Source organism: Paenibacillus sp. Soil724D2, assembly GCF_001427935.1.
Lineage (GTDB): Bacteria > Bacillota > Bacilli > Paenibacillales > NBRC-103111 > Paenibacillus_E.
In genome coordinates, this window is the sequence record NZ_LMRY01000005.1 from 1 (window position 1) to 18,902 (window position 18,902).

General features: G+C 46.1%; 20 protein-coding genes and 1 rRNA gene. All 21 read right to left on the reverse strand.

Annotated elements, in window-relative coordinates; translation table 11 throughout:
* Window positions 1-100, reverse strand: a 16S ribosomal RNA gene (locus ASG85_RS06745); the annotation flags it as partial.
* Window positions 101-686: 586 nt separating this feature from the next.
* Window positions 687-923 (reverse strand): hypothetical protein, encoded by a 237-nt coding sequence (locus ASG85_RS06750; protein ID WP_060645713.1) that lies wholly within the window; start codon window positions 921-923, stop codon window positions 687-689.
* A gap of 311 nt (window positions 924-1,234) precedes the next feature.
* Window positions 1,235-1,987 (reverse strand): YwmB family TATA-box binding protein, encoded by a 753-nt coding sequence (locus tag ASG85_RS06755; protein WP_060645714.1) that lies wholly within the window; start codon window positions 1,985-1,987, stop codon window positions 1,235-1,237.
* Between the two features lie 65 nt (window positions 1,988-2,052).
* Window positions 2,053-3,591: an amino acid permease gene (locus tag ASG85_RS06760; protein WP_057301865.1), complete on the reverse strand. Its 1,539-nt coding sequence runs from the start codon at window positions 3,589-3,591 to the stop codon at window positions 2,053-2,055.
* A 51-nt stretch (window positions 3,592-3,642) separates the two neighbouring features.
* Window positions 3,643-3,771, reverse strand: a complete 129-nt coding sequence (locus ASG85_RS39545) for a hypothetical protein (protein WP_261304047.1) — start codon at window positions 3,769-3,771, stop codon at window positions 3,643-3,645.
* A gap of 74 nt (window positions 3,772-3,845) precedes the next feature.
* Window positions 3,846-4,769, reverse strand: coding sequence for an ethanolamine ammonia-lyase subunit EutC (gene eutC / locus ASG85_RS06765; protein WP_060645715.1), 924 nt, complete (start codon window positions 4,767-4,769; stop codon window positions 3,846-3,848).
* A gap of 58 nt (window positions 4,770-4,827) precedes the next feature.
* Window positions 4,828-6,189 (reverse strand): ethanolamine ammonia-lyase subunit EutB, encoded by a 1,362-nt coding sequence (locus ASG85_RS06770; protein ID WP_060645716.1) that lies wholly within the window; start codon window positions 6,187-6,189, stop codon window positions 4,828-4,830.
* Window positions 6,186-7,667 carry an ethanolamine ammonia-lyase reactivating factor EutA gene (locus tag ASG85_RS06775; protein ID WP_060645717.1) on the reverse strand — a complete coding sequence of 494 codons (1,482 nt, stop codon included), beginning with the start codon at window positions 7,665-7,667 and terminating at the stop codon, window positions 6,186-6,188. Before ASG85_RS06775 ends, ASG85_RS06770 begins: the two co-directional genes overlap by 4 nt.
* Before the next feature lie 7 nt (window positions 7,668-7,674).
* Window positions 7,675-8,277 carry an ANTAR domain-containing response regulator gene (locus ASG85_RS06780; protein ID WP_060645718.1) on the reverse strand — a complete coding sequence of 201 codons (603 nt, stop codon included), beginning with the start codon at window positions 8,275-8,277 and terminating at the stop codon, window positions 7,675-7,677.
* Window positions 8,278-8,279: 2 nt separating this feature from the next.
* Window positions 8,280-9,725: a sensor histidine kinase gene (locus ASG85_RS06785; RefSeq protein ID WP_156396455.1), complete on the reverse strand. Its 1,446-nt coding sequence runs from the start codon at window positions 9,723-9,725 to the stop codon at window positions 8,280-8,282.
* A gap of 25 nt (window positions 9,726-9,750) precedes the next feature.
* Window positions 9,751-10,191: a EutP/PduV family microcompartment system protein gene (locus tag ASG85_RS06790; protein WP_060645719.1), complete on the reverse strand. Its 441-nt coding sequence runs from the start codon at window positions 10,189-10,191 to the stop codon at window positions 9,751-9,753.
* A 4-nt stretch (window positions 10,192-10,195) separates the two neighbouring features.
* The gene (locus ASG85_RS06795) at window positions 10,196-10,537 is read right to left on the reverse strand and encodes a BMC domain-containing protein (RefSeq protein ID WP_060645720.1); all 342 of its coding nucleotides are present in this window, start codon (window positions 10,535-10,537) and stop codon (window positions 10,196-10,198) included.
* Window positions 10,513-10,821, reverse strand: coding sequence for a EutN/CcmL family microcompartment protein (locus tag ASG85_RS06800; protein WP_060645721.1), 309 nt, complete (start codon window positions 10,819-10,821; stop codon window positions 10,513-10,515). Before ASG85_RS06800 ends, ASG85_RS06795 begins: the two co-directional genes overlap by 25 nt.
* A gap of 6 nt (window positions 10,822-10,827) precedes the next feature.
* Window positions 10,828-11,655 (reverse strand): hypothetical protein, encoded by an 828-nt coding sequence (locus ASG85_RS06805; protein ID WP_060645722.1) that lies wholly within the window; start codon window positions 11,653-11,655, stop codon window positions 10,828-10,830.
* Window positions 11,656-12,450: a phosphate propanoyltransferase gene (pduL, locus tag ASG85_RS06810; protein WP_060645723.1), complete on the reverse strand. Its 795-nt coding sequence runs from the start codon at window positions 12,448-12,450 to the stop codon at window positions 11,656-11,658.
* A gap of 8 nt (window positions 12,451-12,458) precedes the next feature.
* Window positions 12,459-12,746: a BMC domain-containing protein gene (locus ASG85_RS06815; RefSeq protein WP_047676490.1), complete on the reverse strand. Its 288-nt coding sequence runs from the start codon at window positions 12,744-12,746 to the stop codon at window positions 12,459-12,461.
* 17 nt (window positions 12,747-12,763) lie between these two features.
* Window positions 12,764-14,251, reverse strand: a complete 1,488-nt coding sequence (locus ASG85_RS06820; RefSeq protein ID WP_060645724.1) for an acetaldehyde dehydrogenase (acetylating) — start codon at window positions 14,249-14,251, stop codon at window positions 12,764-12,766.
* Entirely contained in the window at window positions 14,248-14,760 is a 513-nt protein-coding gene (locus ASG85_RS39720; protein WP_060645725.1) for a BMC domain-containing protein, read from the reverse strand. The genes ASG85_RS06820 and ASG85_RS39720 overlap by 4 nt, the downstream gene beginning before the upstream one ends.
* A 20-nt stretch (window positions 14,761-14,780) precedes the next feature.
* A complete protein-coding gene (gene eutL / locus ASG85_RS06830; protein ID WP_060645726.1) occupies window positions 14,781-15,437 on the reverse strand; it encodes an ethanolamine utilization microcompartment protein EutL in 657 nt (218 codons plus the stop codon).
* Window positions 15,438-15,854: 417 nt separating this feature from the next.
* On the reverse strand, window positions 15,855-17,993 hold the full coding sequence (locus tag ASG85_RS06835; protein WP_162257241.1) for an EAL domain-containing protein: 2,139 nt from the start codon (window positions 17,991-17,993) through the stop codon (window positions 15,855-15,857).
* A gap of 208 nt (window positions 17,994-18,201) precedes the next feature.
* Entirely contained in the window at window positions 18,202-18,657 is a 456-nt protein-coding gene (locus tag ASG85_RS06840) for a DUF5317 domain-containing protein (RefSeq protein WP_156396457.1), read from the reverse strand.
* Window positions 18,658-18,902: the final 245 nt, after the last annotated feature.

Genomic DNA, 18,902 nt, shown 5'->3' on the forward strand with positions numbered 1-18,902 from the left:
GTCCGCCGCTAACTTATCCCGAAGGATAAATCCGCTCGACTTGCATGTATTAGGCACGCCGCCAGCGTTCGTCCTGAGCCAGGATCAAACTCTCCATAATAGTGGATGATTGCTCRTCCGTATATCTGAAAGCTTAATTGCTCATTGACTTGCTAGCGAGATTTTGCAATCTCTTTTTTGAACGATTTCTCGTTCGTGCTTACTCACTCGTTGTTCAGTTTTCAAAGATCAATTTCTTTCGCTCACTGCCGTGTTACCGAAGCAGCGAGAAGTAATATACCATACTGATTTTCAACCCTGGAGATTTCTACTCCTGGCACGACCNCGATTTCTCGTTCGTGCTTACTCACTCGTTGTTCAGTTTTCAAAGATCAATTTCTTTCGCTCACTGCCGTGTTACCGAAGCAGCGAGAAGTAATATACCATACTGATTTTTAYTTTGCAACTAGTTTTTTTCTAGTTACTTTCACCAGCCTGTCTTGCGGCCGGAGTGATAATATAACATGGAWTCCAAACACATAGCAATGTTTTATTTTTCCAATTACAAAAAAGTTTCTAGGGTTGATTCTTCCCTACTCTTATAACATCTCCTTACTAATAAATCTTTATAACAAAAAAACACATGCTGCTTAAGCACGTGTTCATTAATGTTTAGTAAACCGAAAACAAAGGCATTATAATTTTGTTCACTCAGCAGCTTTAGTTTCCATTGTACGTTCATGAACCACATAACTGTTGACAATCGCAGCCGCAAACGTTGCCCGGTTGTTTCGAAAGAAGTGAAATAAAACACGAGCTTCCGGAGACTCTTCATCATATTGCGAAAAGTTAAAGAAATCGTCATCTCCCCATCCCTCACTACGGAGGCTTTCAATCGATTCTGCAATTAGACTAGGGATGACCGGCTTTGTTATCGTTGTCATATTCCCACTCCTTGGAGTATATTCAGATATCGTTTATTACCCGTTTTGGCCCACATCAGGAAACAATAGCGGTTATTTATAATAACGGGATTATTGGATGGTAGGATCGGCTTCTTTTGATTGGCTTTCTTCAGCATATTAGGTTCACCTCCTATTTTACTTTCTTATGTACTTGTTATTCATTTGTATGTTACTCAGTCTACCCAATCTATTAATCTATTAAACCTGAGACAAACTATTAATTTTGATCCCACCCAAAAATAGAAGCAAACAAAAAGGCGCAGCATTAACTGCACCTTAAGACTCTATTTTTAGTATTCCATTGTTATGATAGGAGTACCTACGGTTAGTCGCAGCTTGCCAGTCGTAGACTCTTGATGCAAAGCAATCTGAAGATTTACCGTTTGGTCACCACTCTTAATAGAAGAATGGAACTCTTTCGAAGATAGAGACGCACTTACCGTATTCTGATCATTATAGCTTTCTACGATTTTACCTTTAAAAGCTAGAGCTATAGAATCTACCAGCTCTGCAGAACTCTTTTGACCAGACTGTTCTTGCTCATTTACATAACCTTGCACCATAACATTCCATTGGCCATTTATACCAAATTTCTTCAATTGTTCGCCCGCTTGATCCTGCCACTTAACCAACTCCGACTGTTCAGCTTCATGAGAAGCGTCTAATCGCAAGACGACATAGCAGGCAGTTTGTCCTTGTGGACTTGCTACTGTCACAGTGACGACCGCTCCGGGTACAACCTCAGATTTCGCTGTATAAGTCGGATGTGAATTGGATTCACTCAACACTTCAGCTTGAGGAATTTCAAAAGCTTGAGATAGTTTCTTCCCAATTTGCAGCATATTCTGATCAATACCATCGCACGTTCCGTAATAGCCTGTATATTTGAAGGTTATTTTATTATCACTCGTCATGTACGGTTTAACTGTGTTCAATAACTGAAGTGCTTCTTGCTCACCTTGCGCATCGGCATGGCGAACCCACCCAAAGATAAAACTTATAATGGTCATACAAATGATCGATAATAACCAAGATTTCTGCATATAAAAAGGCACCTCTTTACTAGAATCTTTAACTCTAGTAAAAGGATGCCCAAATCTAGCAAATGTTAAACAGAGGAGGTTTTCTCAAGCTCTTTTTCTCGGCGTACGATTTCTTCCATGGAAGTGTTGAGTGCGGCCTGCGGCCCAGGGAAGTGATTTTTATAATAAGCTAAATCCATAATGACAAGTAGAATCAGCATACCAGCTACGGCATAGCCGGCCATTTGATTCGGAGGAATCACCATGACGATACAGATGAAGATGATCCACAGAAGCGCGACGACAGAAATGAACGTGCTGTATTTTCCAAGATTCCATGGTCCGAGATGCTTATCTTGAAATCTGCCTTCTGCTTTGGCTCTCAGCTTGAGATAGATCGGAATGCCGTAAGCCACATATAAGCCCACAACACTGACTGCCGTTAGGAACGCTATCGTCGTGTAAGTTGCATCCGGATTCACCATTTTGATGATATAGTCGATGAAAGCGAGCAGGAACGAAAGAATAATGGCCAGCCAAATGGCTTTAGCAGGTGTACGGTATTTCTTCGAAATTTGCGCCCATTGGTTGCTGAGCGGCATCCCTTTATCACGAGAGAAGGCATACATCATACGTGAGAAGGAAGTGATGGAAGCTAGACCGCAGAACCACATCGCGGCAGTGACCAACCATAGAATGACGGAGCCGAATGTACCGCCAAGCGCTTGGCTGATGACATAGATGAACGCATTGCTTGAACCGGCAGCAGCACCGGCATCCTTAATGGACAAGGTAACAAAAGCAAGCATAACGAATCCAATAACAAACGAGTAGGCAACAGATGTGAAAATACCCCAAGGCGCGCGCACACGAGGGTTGATGGTCTCTTCGATGGTATGAGCGGAGGCGTCGTAGCCCGTAAATGTCCACTGCGCTTGCAAAAGTCCGATTAGAAAAGCAAACATATATGGTTTATCCGAAAATGTTTCGCCCACTTTGAACAAATAATCGACAGGATTCAAGTTGCCTTTGGTGAAAAAGGCAAGAGACAAAACCAGCACCGCCACCACAGCGATATGGTACCATGCCGAGAAGTCGTTAAGCTTTGAAACGATACGAATCCCGATATGATTCAGAATGCCATGCGTAAGTAAGATGATCGTGAAACAAATCAACACGGTTGTATTGTTAGATTCATAACCGAACACACTCGCGATGAGCGGATCGGCGAATAGGGCTACCGAATAATCGATACCGGCCACAATCCCGATTTGACCGATTAGATTGATCCAGGCGGTGTACCAGCCCCAGCGTTTGTTTTTCAAAATAGCCGCCCAGTGGTACAAAGCGCCAGCCGTCGGAATGGCCGAAGCAAGCTCAGCCATGACTGCTGCTACGAACATGACAAAAAGGGCGACAATCGGCCAGCCAAAGCCCATCATCCCCGCTCCGCCATAGGTTAATCCGTGGCCGTATAACGATACAGCGCCAGTAAGAATGGAAATGATAGAGAATGAAATCGCGAAATTGGAAAATCCGCCCATGCTGCGCAGCAGTTCCTGGGCATAACCGAACTTGTTTAAATCACTTTTGTCTTTTTCATGATGATTGGATGGGTTACTCATCTTTTATCCTCCTCATCAGATAGATACGATTTGTACAACAAGTCACAAGTCTCATTTCCCTAGGAAACTTTCATGCTTGCTTTCATCGAATTCGCGAATGCTTTTGTTGGCGATTCTGACAATCCATAAAGCAAACAAACATGTTACCGCAATAATTACGATTCCAATCGTCAGTTCCATTCGGCCTCCACCTCCTTCTCCGGACCATCATATAGAAAAGCTTCTGAACGAAGCGCATTCTCAAGGAAAAGCGGTTAGATTTCCAAGTTGACGCCGCTTGTCTTTTGCTCAAGCATTTTATTCACGATGGTGCCGATATGCGCACCGCCTTCAAGTGGAGGGGTACCTCCGCGATGAATATTGGAAATCACCGTGCGGTCGCTCTCTACCGTGCCTTTACGCGGTTTGTAGCAGATGTAAGCACTTAGCGATTTCGACGAAACAAGTCCAGGCCTTTCCCCGATCAAAAGCACAAGCACTTCCGGCTGCACAATTTCGCCGATGTGATCCATGACAGCGACCCTGCCGCCACGGACGAAAAATGGAGTACCTGTGGATAACCCATAAGCACTAAGCGAATCAAGCAGCGAAGGATACACATCGCCCAAATTGGCATCTACCGCATTGGCGCTAAGTCCATCCGAAACGACAATCTGTACCTGCGGCTTCATCTTGCACCTTTTCTGAATGACCGCGATTCCTTGTTCGGTGATAATTCGTCCCATATCGGGACGTTTTAAATAGTTTTCCGTATTCTCGTACCGAGTTTCTACCGTAAACAAACCGAATTCGTCCAAAAGCTTCTGACTTGCTTCCCCATAGATGGAATCAACAGCAGCGGCATGGTCACGGCGAAATTTAAGCACCTCTTTGGTGAGCGCCCTCGTTCCCGTACGCCATACGCCTATTCGCGCCGGTGTGCTGGCAAGCAGCTCATTCATCCCTTCCTCCCATTTGGGGGCTGGTACTTTAGAGGTGAATGTGTCTAATTCGGGGGACGGGATCATTTCCGACATCACTTCTACTCGGGTAGATCGCTGCGTTTCCTCGTTAACCAGATCAGGGTCCTTAGAGCGAGTAAGCACCGGATTATCAGCAGCTGTTGATGTAGACAGCTTCTTCTCAAGCTCTGCCATCACCATATCGACAAGCTGATCCATGGGGACAGCTTTGTTCATGTCGTTTCCTCCTTAGCGTTTTGCTTTAGCAAAACTGGCTTCGTAAGCAGCATCTAAGTTACATAAAAAGGGTCGGATCTCCCGCCAACGGTGTTAATCGGCCGTTCTCCATGATCCCCATTTTCACCAGCCATTGTTCAAAAGCAGGGGCCGGGCGCAATCTCATCAATTCCCTCAAAGTGGCGATATCGTGGTAGCTGGTAGATTGGTAATTGAGCATGCAGTCATCTGCCATGGCTACACCGATCAGATAATTGACGCCTGCAGCGGAAAGCAGCACCGCCAAATTATCCATATCGTTCTGATCTGCCTTCATATGGTTGGTGTAGCAAACATCCACACCCATCGGCAGCTGCTGAAGCTTCCCCATGAAATGGTCTTCCAAACCGGCCCGAATGACCTGCTTGCTATCATATAAATACTCAGGTCCGATGAAGCCCACCACCGTGTTGACGATAAACGGCTTATATTTTCGGGCAAGGCCATAACAGCGAGACTCGAGCGTGACCTGGTCGATACCGTGATGCGCTTCGGCAGACAACTCGGAGCCTTGGCCCGTTTCAAAATACCACAGATTCGGCCCTGTCCCTGTGCCTTCCCTGGCAATGAGCTCATCGGCTTCATCAAGCAGCGCAACATCGATGCCGAACGCTTTATTCCCGTCCTCCGTGCCGGCCAAGCTTTGAAACACCATGTCCGCAGGAGCGCCTTGGCGAATAGCGCGCATCTGGGTTTTGATATGTGCTAGGACACAATTCTGCGTCGGAATCTGCCACTTCTCCATCACTTCTTTGGTGACCAGCAAAATATTCTTGACGCTATCCGCTGAATCAATAACCGGATTGATACCGATAACCGCATCCCCGATCCCATAGCTTAAAGCTTCAAATAAAGCGGCCTTAATCCCCTGAATATTGTCCGTAGGATGATTGGGTTGGGCCCGGCCGGACAGCACTCCCTTTTGGCCAATCGTAATGTTGCAATGTGTAGTGACTTCCATTTTGGATGCGGCTTGCACCAGATCAAGGTTGCTCATTAATTTGGCGGCAGCAGCCACCATCTCACTCGTTAAGCCGCGGGAAAGTCTGCGAATTTCATCATTTCCCGTTTCTTGCCGCAGCAAATACTCCCGCAGCTCAGCCACTGTCCAATTGCGAACCTCGGTGTAGATCTTTTCGTTCATCCCGTCTTCGATTACCCGCGACACTTCATCGATTTCTGGCGGCAGAAGCGGATGATTACGGATATCTGCCAGCGTCAAATCGGACAGAACCAGCTTGGCGGCAATCCTCTCCTTCGCATCCTGTGCGGAGATGCCAGCCAACTGATCGCCTGATTTCTCCTCGTTAGCCTTCGCCATGACTTCCTTTAAATCTTTAAACTGAAAAGTTGTACCAAGCAACGTAGTCTTTAGGTTCACTGACTTATCCCCTCCGCTCTGCCCCGAAAGGCCAACGTTTTAACCACCACTGGAATCATGATCCCAGAAATCGGCTCGCCCAAATCGATATAATCCCCATGCACCACACAAATTTGATCGATGCAAATAACTTTCGGACGTTGCCCGCAGCGCTTAGCCAAGGATTGGCCGAGCGCCTTCGCGATATCCGTTTCACAGATGACTACCATAGCTTCACTAGCAGGAAAATGTTGAACAAAACTTGCATGCAGCCGATCCGCTAAGTGCTGAAGCGATGTATACGTAAGGTCATTCATTCCTGACAAGGCCAGTCCGAACGGAGGTGACTGATCCCGATCAAAAAGGTTTGCGCCGCTTTTCATGATCGCATCTAGCACATCTGCAAGCAGCCCAGTTTGTTCAAGCATCTGCGAGGATACATCAAGCCCCAATACAGGCAGATTGCGAATCGGCAGCAGCGATGCATCCAAATGCACCGTAGCGCCGCTGATTTCCGTACTCTGCATCCCGGCACCGATGACGGTTGCTCTGACCGTTTGATCCGCTTGAATGAGTCGGATCGGATATTGGGCCGATAATTCCTTCCAAGTATGCGCTAGCAAAGGGCCGATATCATGATGGACCGCCACATCGGCCATGCTTTCCGGTTTCTTCGCCTCCATCAACAGGCCGATGCCTCCGGATACCATCCATTCTCCAATGGGAGGCATTGACACAAGCGGCTCGCCGTTCAGCAAGGAACGAAGTGACTCATCATGCTCAGGAATGATCTGCCCAGCTAAATAATCCATCATGCAGTGGCACATTCCCATGCAGATTTCTTTTATGAGAGTAAAGCTAACCGTGTCGCCAGCCTTAATGTTGTATCCGCTCGTCCTCAGCCATGGTCGAATCGACGGCGATACGTCTATAACCACTCCATTTGAGTCTAGTTGGATGAGCCTGCCACCAACGTGAAAGGTGACCGTTCCAACCATCTTGCCTCTTTGAAAAATAGCCGCATTCGCTGTACCCCCGCCGATATCGATATTGGCGACTGCGCCTCGAATCTGCATCGATCGGCGCTCCGCACCGGCGCCTTTGCCGGCAAGCAGCCCTTCTAGATCAGCACCTGCGGTTGCCACCACGAAATCGCCCGAGCGCTCGGCGAGCAGATGCAGAATTTGTCTCGCGTTCGTTTTATTCGCCGTTTCTCCGGTAATGATAACGGCACCGGATTTCAAATCCGCTGGACGAATTCCTGCCTGCTCGTACTCTTTGTTCACGATTTCCCATATGAGCTCCGCATTGATTTCATCGCCGTTCTTAAGAGGAGTGCTGTAAATTGGACTTGCATATAGCAATTCCCGCTCCGCAATCTCAAATCGAGGCAAGCTGAGAGCACCCGACGAGCGTACTAATTTCAAACGGCTAATCACCATCTTGGTCGTGCTCGTTCCGATATCTAGGCCGACACTTGTGATCCACTGGTTTTGCATGCCCCAATCACCCGTCCTGTGCCGCACTAGTTAATGATTCCAAACCCTCCGTGAGCATGCACGCCGCCAGCTTCGCAAGAGGAATACGAGTAGTCATGCTTGCTTCACGCATTTTCTTGTAAGCTTCTTCCTCATTTAAGAAGTATTCCTGCATCACGATGCCTTTCGCTTTTTCGATCACTTTGCGCTCTTCGATGGATTGCTTTAGCTGCTTGATGTCTTGTTTCAGTGAATCCATCTTTTCTTTTTGACTTAAGGCAATCTCCACAGCGGGCAGCAAGTCTTCCTCCGACACCGGTTTGACTAAGAAAGCAGCGACACCAGCCTCGCGAGCATCCTTCACCAATTCCTTCTGGCTGTATGCCGTAAGGAGTAAAACCGATGTATCCTGCTGCAGCTTGCGTATAATTTGAGACGCCTTGATGCCGTTCATGACCGGCATTTTAATATCCATGATGGCTAGGTCCGGTTTTAATCTGGCAACGAGCTCTACCGCTTCCTCGCCATTTTTGGCTTCTCCCGCGACCCAATATCCGCCCTCTTCCAGCATCTCGCGAATATCCATGCGAATGATTGGATCATCATCCACAACAACGATGGCATTTTTCATGGCTATTCGTCCTCCTTGTACTGCGCTTTGGAAAGCGGAAAAGTGATTTGAACGTCCGTACCCCGTTCATCCGAAGTTATATGAATGACACCGCTGAGATTTTCCTCCACAAGTGTCTCTGTTATTTTCAAGCCAAGATGACCCTTCCTGTCTGAATGGTTTGCCGCCTGGAATCCGACGCCATTGTCAGATACACGGACACAGACGATAGTGCCATTACATTGCAGGGAAACCTCGATTTCCCCTGTACGTCTCTCCCCAAAAGCATGCAGCACGCAATTCTGCACAAGCTCATTGACAACAAGTGCAAGCGTCGTGGCAACGTCAGACTGTAAAATAAGCTCATCCCCATCGATTTTAGGGTTAATATTCTGATCCGGTTTGGAAGAGGATGAAATAATGTTCTTCGTAATACGGTCCACCACATCGTTGAAGAGGATTGTTTCTAGTCCTTCAAAGGCAAGCATTTCATGAATAACGGCAATGCTGTTAATGCGGTTGATACTATCGCGATAGACTCTCTCCACCTCTTCGAGCTTGGTTCTTCGCATCTGTAAGCGGAGTAGACTGGATACGGTCTGCAAATTATTTTTCACTCGATGATGAATTTCTTTAATAACTGCGGATTTGATCACTAGCTGCTTTTCTTTTTCTTTAATATCCGAGATGTCGCGAATGAGAATAATGCCGCCTACCTCCCGCTGATCCCGGTAGATAGACATGGCTTTCAGATCAAAAGAAACATGCCCGATTTGAAGCTCCTGATGGATGAGTCCTTTGTGGCCAATGAGAGGGCTCCCTTCCAATCTGCCATAAAACAACTGGGCAATCGGGTACCCGTTAATCACGCCGACATGACCGATTTCCTTCAACATTTCAGCTGCTCGGGGATTGGTATAGGTCACACACTCTTTGTCATCAAATAAAACGATGCCTTCGTGCATAAGCGACTGCATACTGCCTTGAGACATCGCCACAGTAAGAAGCGTTTCGCTCAGCTGTTCGGTCGTCTCCATTAATCTCGTCACATTTTTCTCCTGCTCGAGCTTTTCGGAAATGTCCTTTTCCATGATCAATGCGCCAATGACATTGCCGCTTTTTGAGCGAATCGGCACGACGTTTTGTTGAATGGCAATCTGTTCCTGCGAAATGCCTCTCGATCCAATCACTGATTGCCCGGAAAGCAAACAAAACATCACGGCAGGCTCATTTTGCGCAAAAGCATATTGTCCGACGACGGATGTCTTATAGAGGGATGGGGCTGATGATGGGTGTGCCTCGGCAACCACAAGCGCTGAACCCTTGTCTGCGAGGGGGCAGTCAATAAATACATCCGATTCCGATACATCGGCTATCAATTGAAGCTGAGCGGCCATCTCCTTGATCGTCTGGGCTTCTTCCTCGCTTAAAATCGTATAATTCCTGCACAATTCCATAATCGGCACCACATGAATCCCTCATCACGTTGTAAATTTACTCCTGCACAATCTCCATAAGTCTTTCCTTCAGCCGTTGAATTCCTACTGTGGATGCAGCCGATGTCAAAAAGATTTCGCCTTCTGGCAATGACTGTCTTAGAAGGGTTATGGCTCGATCAATGTCTGCCTTCAGGTGATCAATCTTCGTTACAACCCCAATCGTTAATACAGGAAACCCCTGTTCAAATCCGGGAGGAAAATAGTTTCTGTACCGGGCAGCATCCTGCACAAGCACAACAGCCGCAGTCTCATGAGAGGTCGCTATTAGCGAGCGATAATACAGTGGATTTTCGCTGTATTCACCCGGTGTATCAATGATCCAGTCCCGATAGATGAGACTTTGGGTTTTGGTCGCCGGCTCCGATTCCCCGAACAAGGCTTTAATTAACGTTGATTTCCCAGCACCGACAGCGCCGATCAGCATCACTTTTTTCATAAATTCAAGACCTCGTTATCGGTGCAGTCGCAAATTTCAGCTTATCCTGCAAAAAAACATTCACAGCCTCAATCGCCATTTCCACAGCAGCTACTTCTCCCGTGAGTACGAGCGAACCAGTGAACCGATCCAGATAACCAATGCCTACATTGGCCGCTTTGGTTGCAATGTCAGCGGCAATGATCGCCGTTTCCGTGGGGGTAAGCGTTAAAATCCCGATCGCATTCCTCTCCTCAATGCCAAGCTTCGTATACAAAACCGGGTCAGGATTGGCAATCACATGAGCCAGTGTCAGTTGTTTGCCGGGCACATATTCCTGAATCACTCTCTGTTTCTGCTCTTCCATACATCCTCCTCGGTTTCTTGAGCGACCTCATAGCTATCTACAATGCCTACAATCATTGCATCGATAGGAACCATTTTATCCGTGAACAAGGTTCGGGCCGGACTCCCTCTGGAGACGATCACATTCTCGCCAACACCGGCTCCAATACGGTCTGCGGCAATGATCGGAGTGCCCGCTTCGCTGTCTTTGAAATCCATCGGCTGGATCACTAACAATTTCAAATTGTCCATGCCCACTTCTTTTTGCGTAGCCCATACACTGCCGATTACTTTCCCTAAAAACATAGGACCTCACCCTTCAGCCGCATATTCGATCGTGATGCCCTTCTCCTTCAGCATGTCTTGGGCTAGTGAAGATATGATCGTTCTCTTGCCAACTCGCAGTGAGCGAAGAGGTTTACTCTTGGATTCCCGCGCCACCCAATCCGCTGAGATGAGCCTTCCTTCATAAACGATGTGCCCGCTATCCTCGGTTCGCTCGTCTTTTTTTATGGAGATGTTGGGTTCAGTGATTTCTGTCTCTGAGTTTGGATGGATTTTATTCACAACCATTTCAGCCAGCTGCTTCAATGGACCAAATTCAACACCATACATTTGCAACTCCATTTTGTAATAATCAAAAAGATTCACATAAGGCTTAGGCAATGTTATTGTCTTGAGCGTTCGTCGGTCAGCCCGCTTCAACCCGGAGATATCATCACCAATGAGTACAAATTTATTCTGAACCAACGTAGAAAAGATGATCTCCGATATGATGGTCCCTTTCATGCCAAGAGCGGCCCTTGCCGCATTATCTAGATCAATTTCTGGGATCACAATGCCCTCATATTCGAGAGGCACCTCTAGAGGAGACGGGGCGAATTCGTCAGATGCAATCGTTTTTCCGCGACCACCGCATTCAATTTGGTGCTTCCCCAGCCAAGAAGAAGCCTCGCCATCCAGGAACAAAATATCATGATTAACCTGGTGATTATTTAACCATATAAAATGATCGGTAAAAGCCTCATGAGCCGTACTGTCGTAGAAAATGTAAAGCACTTTAGGTCGCTTGACCGCTTGCTTCTCCAAAGAGTCAATGAGCTCACGAACAATAGATTCGACCATTCGCTTGATCTCCACCTAGAGCTGCCTCCTTTCGGCACGCGTGATTTCACCGTTTTTGCCGATCATCTGAACCTTATCCCCTGTATTCAAATGGGCAGCATTCGCTTCATCCAAGTCGATATGAAAATCCAGCGAAAAATGCGCGCTAACCCTCACGATCGTATCAGCAAAAATAATCGGCCGCTCCCCCATGGCTTGGACAATGAGGCGATCTCCTTCGTTGACCTGAAAGATATGGGCATCTTCTGGAGACATGTGCACATGATTTTTGGCAATGATCAGTCCCTGCTGCAAAACGACCGTTCCGCTCGCACCGACGAGTGTAATACTTGGTGTACCTTGGATATCACCGGATAATCGGACCGGAGGATGAACGCCCAGCTCAAATCCGTCTGTACGCGAGATCTCCACCTGGGTCGCTCCACGTGATGGGCCCAGGATGCGGACATGTTGGATGATTCCCTTCTTACCAACCAATGTCACGGTTTCGCGCGCAGCGAACTGACCTTTTTGAGACAGCTCACGGAGTGGAGTTAACGAGTAACTAGCGCCGAACAACGCTTCAACATGCTCGGGAGAAAGGTGAACATGCCGGTTCGAAACGCCGACTGGAATGAGCTTGAGCCCAATATCCTCGCTTCCGGGAAGGATTGTTGACTCCGAAGGGGCCGTGCGCCGCAAAGCGATTCCCCTATCTTTCAAAAAGTCGGCGGCTGCCGGTGTCAGCTTATCTCCGTCCGTTATCGGAAACGGATTCGGCAGACCCTTTACCAGTTGCGTACGCAGATGCGTTTCCGTAATAAGCGTCATAGACGTATTTAACCTTCGAGCTTAGGAAGAATGAACTCAATGTCGGAATGCGGACGGGGAATGACGTGAACAGAAACAAGCTCTCCCACTTTTTCCGCAGCTGCAGCCCCTGCATCCGTGGCCGCCTTTACAGCCCCAACATCTCCTCTGACCATGACCGTGACCAGTCCTCCGCCAACATGAACTTTACCGACCAATCTCACATTCGCTGCCTTGACCATGGCGTCTGCCGCTTCAATTGAACCTACCAAGCCTTTCGTTTCCACTAAACCTAAAGCTGCCATTTCTCCGGCCATTTGAATTTCCTCCTCTGTTATGTATGCAATTGCATTTCGGAAAGTACGCTTTTAATGATCTGCGCAACTTCATCGCGCGTAATACCAAGTTTATTAGAGCTTTCCAAACTCTCCGCTACTAGCGCTAGAACACGGTTCGTATCGGGCTCTGCCCTCATCTCTTTAATGCCAAAGGCAACACGTTTAATATTCAGCAAATGCTGCGGACCAATATTATCGGATGTGATGTTGTTGCCATAGGAACCACAACCCAGCGTCATCGATGGCATAATCCCTGTCGTTGCACCAATCCCCCCAAACGTCGTGCCTGTATTCACCACAATGCGCGATGCTGGTTTCTCCAGCCCGAACGCCTCAATGATCGACAAGTCCTCACCGTGAATGCCGAGGGTATGCCCAAGTCCTCCGAGTTCCAATAGTTCGACGCAGCGTTGGCAGCCTTCTTGCCAGTCACTCACGGTATATAAAGCAAGCACAGGACTGAGTTTCTCCATGGAGAATGGATACGCATGTCCTACCTCCGACTCTTCAGCGACCAGTACCCTTGCATTCTCCGGAACGATTATGCCAGCCTTACCCGCAATCACTTGCGGAGAACGGCCAACCACATTCGGGTTCATCCCTTTTCCAATGGTGAGGATCGAGCCGACCTTTTCTTTTTCCTCCGTGTTCAAAAAGTGAGCCCCTTGCCGCTTCAACTCCGCGACCAGCTCATCTTTAACCGCTTGATCGACGACAAGCGCTTGTTCCGAAGCGCAAATCGTTCCGTAGTCAAACGTTTTACTTTGCAAAATCAGACTCACAGCTCGTGGGATATTCGCACTCTGATGTATATAAACCGGAACGTTGCCGGGACCGACACCGTAGGCGGGCTTGCCGGAGCTGTAAGCGGCCTTAACCATTGCGGTTCCGCCCGTTGCCAAGATGAGATCGGTCAGTTTATGCTTCATCAGTTCGCCGCTTGCCTCAAGGGACGGAAACGATAGACAATGAATCAGCCCAGGAGGGGCTCCTGCCTTCTCAGCCGCAGCACGCATGACGGCTGCCGACTTCTGTGAGCAGTGCAGAGCTGATGGATGCGGACTGATCACGATGGCGTTTCTTGATTTAAGTGCGATCATGCATTTGAACAAAACGGTCGATGTCGGGTTCGTTGAAGGTATAATCGCAGCAACGATACCTACCGGTTGAGCGATTTCCCAGACTTGCTTCACATCATCTTTATGGATGATACCGACCGTTTGCATATCCTTGATCGCCGAGTAGACTTCTCTCGCAACGAAGAGATTTTTCGCTTTTTTATCGGCAACTTTTCCGAAGCCTGTCTCTTCTACGGCCATTGCTCCCAGCAGCTCCGCTTCCGACTCCGCCGCTTGAGCCATGGCGGCTACGATGGAGTCAATTTGCGATTGCGTCATTTTCTCCAGTTGTTTTTGTGCCGCCTTCGCCTCTTGAAGGAAATGGCGGACCTCCTGGATCGCTTGTAAATCACTATCCAGCTTCATGACACTGGATCTCCCCCTTCAGTGTTCATCGCCGTGAAAAGCCTGACCAATTCGGCCTTGCTAACCAATTGGATATCCCGACCGGTTATGGGGAATCGAGGCGTATTATGCGCAAGCTCTCTGAGTTGTGCTACGGTCATTTTGCTCCAATTCGGTTCGCTCTTTTCGTGCATTGCTGGCGCCTTAATGAGCTCCACCTTCGGCGAATCTTTCGGCTCGTTTTTGGACCAAGCCTCCTGAATCATCGCGTGTACGGAAGGATCAGGTCGCGGTATAACGTGTGTGGATAACAGCTTGCCTACTCTCTTCGCTTTTGCCGCACCTGCATCCACGGCAGCTTTGACCGCTGCAACATCGCCCAAAATATAGATCGTTACGATGCCGGCATCCACTTTTTCATAAGTTGTTACCTTCACATCTGCGGTTTTGGCTGCAGCATCTGCGGCTGCAATTAATGCGGGCAGACCGTAAGTTTCGATCATGCCCAAAGACATCAATCTTCCATCCATTTATAAACACCCGCTTCTTGTTACCCTATTTTCTTAGGCTCTCGAGCAATGCTTCGAACGGCCTCCGCGAACGCTTCTGCTGCTGCCGTACAAGCAGATTGACTGCCTGTCAATAATCCTCCCGCAAAGTTCGTCTCCGTCGGCGGACCATAAAACTTGCACATGCGTACATCGGCCGCCTTCAGTGCGGCATCGAGTGCGAAAACGGCTTCGAGTGGCGGAGCAATCAAATAGGCAAGAGGCTCTCCTTCTTGAATTTCCGCCAATGTAGACAGATAAGAACCGGTTCTGGAGACTACATGAGCATAGTAAGCATGCGTTCCCTCGTCGTTGAGGGAGTAAAAACAAGCCCCAGTCTCCATCACCTGGATAGCCGCATCAAGCCCGCTCCTCACTTCGGCGGGCGATGCACCGCCTATGATCCCTATAAATTCTCCTGATAGCGGTCCAGAAGCATGACCTGATCCCGCATAAAATGAACGAGCATATACCACTTCGACTGCTGCATTCTTCGTTGCTTCATCAATAGCGGTGTAACCCACATCATCGATGCTGGACGTTAACAGACCGAGGCTGCGAATGCCTGGCTTCAATTCCAATTGAAGTGCCAAGCCGGCATCCACATTAGGGATGATCCTAACTGCGAGCGGAATGGCTCGAATTGATTGTTGTTTCACTCCTTTCACCTCTTCGCCTGAATGAATGAAAACAAAAAGGTGCCCAGGTGCAGAGAACGACGCGTCGTTCTTGGACCTAAGGCACCTTTGCCTGCTATTTATGCTTTTGATTATGGATATGCGGGTTGTACAAGGAATATTCCAGGTTGTTGTCCATCTTGCCTTGTTGGAGTAATTTCTTTCAGCGCGAGCTCCAGCTTTCTTGCTAGATAGTTCATAATTCCTCCGGAAGGTAACTTTGTAAGGCTAGTTTATCATATTAATAATAGAGATTAGAACAAGAAAAACCGTCCATTCACATTGAATTGTGATACAGACGGTGGTTTAAATCTTATATAAAATCTAGATATTTATTAAAGGAATTCCTAGTTCGTTATGGACAAAATTCAAGATTTTGCAGGGTTTAATCAAATCAAATCAATATTCACTTTTCAGAGACCATACCCGCTCAATAAACTCATCGGCAGATATCGGTCTGCTTATCAAATACCCTTGAACGCCATCACAACCTTGCTCACGCAAGTAAGAAAGCTGTTCACTCGATTCGACGCCTTCGGCGATTACTTTCATGTTTAAGCTATGCGCCAATTTGATAATACCGCTTATGATCAATTCATCTTTTGGAGACATGTTTAAGTTATCAATAAAAGACTTGTCCATTTTCAAATAATCAAATGAAAAATGCTTCAAATAGCTAAGCGAAGAGTAACCCACTCCAAAATCATCGATGGAAATAGATATACCTAGCTCTTTAATTTCTTCAAGCACCTTCATCGTATGTTGGGTATTCTGCAGCAGCATGCTCTCCGTAATCTCAATCTCAAGCCACTGAGGATCTAGCTCCGTTTCCCGCAAAATTTGCCCAATCGTTCGGACTAAATGCTCATTTTGCAATTGAATGGAGGAAAGATTAACCGACATAACGATAGGAGGAAAACCTGCATCCTGCCATGCTTTATTCTGCTTACACGCTGTACTTAACACCCATTCCCCGATGGGCAGGATCAATCCACTCTCCTCAGCGATCGGAATGAACTGAACAGGTGACATTTGTCCCAATTCTTGATTTTTCCATCGAATGAGTGCCTCTACACCGTTAATTTTATCAGTAGTCAAATCGATTTTCGGTTGAAAATGTAAATAAAACTCTTCGCGCTCAATCGCTTTGTGCAAATTAGAATGTATCTTGTGCTTGGCTTCATTAAGCTCTTGAATACTTTTCGAATATACGCTGTAGGTGTTTCCACCGGATTCTTTGGCCCGATACATGGAGGCATCTGCATTTCTGATCAGCGTTTCCACATCGGTCCCATGTTCAGGATATATACAAATCCCTATACTGGTCGTTATATATAATTCTCTTTTATTCAAATAAAAAGGTTCAGCTAATGCTTGTAAGATCGTATCGGCAACTGGTATGACCTCTTCTGCATGACTTAGATTCGGAAAAATAATCGTAAATTCATCGCCCCCCAGCCTAGATACGATAGATCCTTCCGGAACAGATTGGAGAATGCGTTTGGATACATCAACTAATAGAAGATCACCTGTATGATGCCCCAGCGTATCATTTACGTGTTTAAATTTATCTAGGTCAAGAAACATCAATCCGGCTATGGAGTTGTTATGAGCTTTTTCCAATGTTTTCGCCATACATTCCTGGAAGTTGCTGCGGTTCGGGAGCCCAGTAATTTCATCAAAGTAAGCCATTCTATGAATAATCTGTTCGGCTTGCTTCTGCTCGGTAATATCCTTAGCAATTCCATAGACCCCAACAATTTGATCATTCACTACCGTCGGACCACAAGTTATGAACAAATCACAGCTTGTACCCTCTTTCGTTAAAAAGCCCATTGTAAATTGTTGTGGATTTCCCAGCAGCGCCTGTTCTATATGACGTATCACTTCTTGTTTCCCTGTAGAAATCGCATACTTGAATAAATTAACGTCCATTATAGACTCTGGGGAATAGCCAAGTATTTTTTCTAACATCGGGTTAATACTCGTAATTTTACCTGATAGATCCAGTGTGAATACAATATCTGGATTACGGTCAAATAAAGACTTATATCGTTGTTTGCTTTCCTCAATTTTATCAATATGCTTGTTATAGGCTGAGATTAGGAAGTTAATCAAAAGCAAAAGAAAAGCTGCAATGATAACCTCGGTAAATAGATCACTCAAATTTGTTTGTTTCAGAAGATGATATAACAATATTGAAACAACTGATAAAGAAACTTGCACTCTAATAATCTTAATAATTGATACCTTATTAAAAAAAGGAGCTTTGTTAACAAATTTCATGATTCCCGCACGTATTATTAAGTTAACGTTATCAAAGACAAAGGTAATACAAATAACTTGAACGATCAGCGTCAGTTGGTTTGTAAACGGCAGAATCGCTGCTGCACACACCATACTAATAAAATACATGCCTAACGTTGAAAATAACCGATACCAATTAATCTTATAAAATGGTTTGGTGGCTAACAAAAAAAACATTATCGCACTTACAAGGATAGGAACCGTACTTGCTGAGATTCCCATAGAATACATTAAATAAAGAATTCCTAACGTTGAACCATTATACAAAAGTAGTCCATTAGGCATTTTAATTGGAAATATATCAACAATTATTGTAAAGACGCAAATAAGAATTATAGATTCCCAATCTCTATTAGATTGAAGAAATTCTATACAAACATATGTAGTGTAAATTCCAGTTAAGAATAATATCAGAGTGTATAGATTTTTATCCTTCATGCTACTCCCTCTTTGAAGTGGTTCCTAATAGAAATCGAATAAAACCGATACCTACAAAAACATCTCCTATACTTATCACATGTTTGAAGAATGGAATCCAATCTCCCAACCACCAAAAATTAGATGTATTCATTAGTTGATGTCGGGGATCGTCTGTATCAAAAGCAGAACCCTTATACCCAGACATCATCAGAGCTTTTTCAGATACTGGCATTAAACCACCGTGTATACTAATTGTTAATAAATTAAGCACAGCCCCAAAACATATAAAAATAACTCCTGGTAAATGCCTGTTCATCCATAAGCCTACGATCATTATAGCAAATGAGAGTTCAAGTAGAATAGGATAATCGCGCCCCGTTCTATGACTCAACCAATAAATAAAAATTTGAAACGCAAAGGTACCGATCAGTAAATAAGGCATTCTGAAAGCTGCAAAGGAATCAACAATTGTCAATAAATTGCGTCTCAGGATTATACAAAGTAGAAGGCCTGCAAGTATAAAGTAAATCATATATATTCATGTTCATTCCTTTATATAAAAGTGAAAGGAACTAGGTTTCTCCTAGCTCCTTTTTTGGGATTAAGGCCCCCAAGGTATTGATACAACGGATGAATACACCATAGCTGCCAAAACCAGTGTCATAAGTACCCAATTCTTCCAATTTTTCATTTTCATTTCCTCCCCTTTGTTTGAAAAGA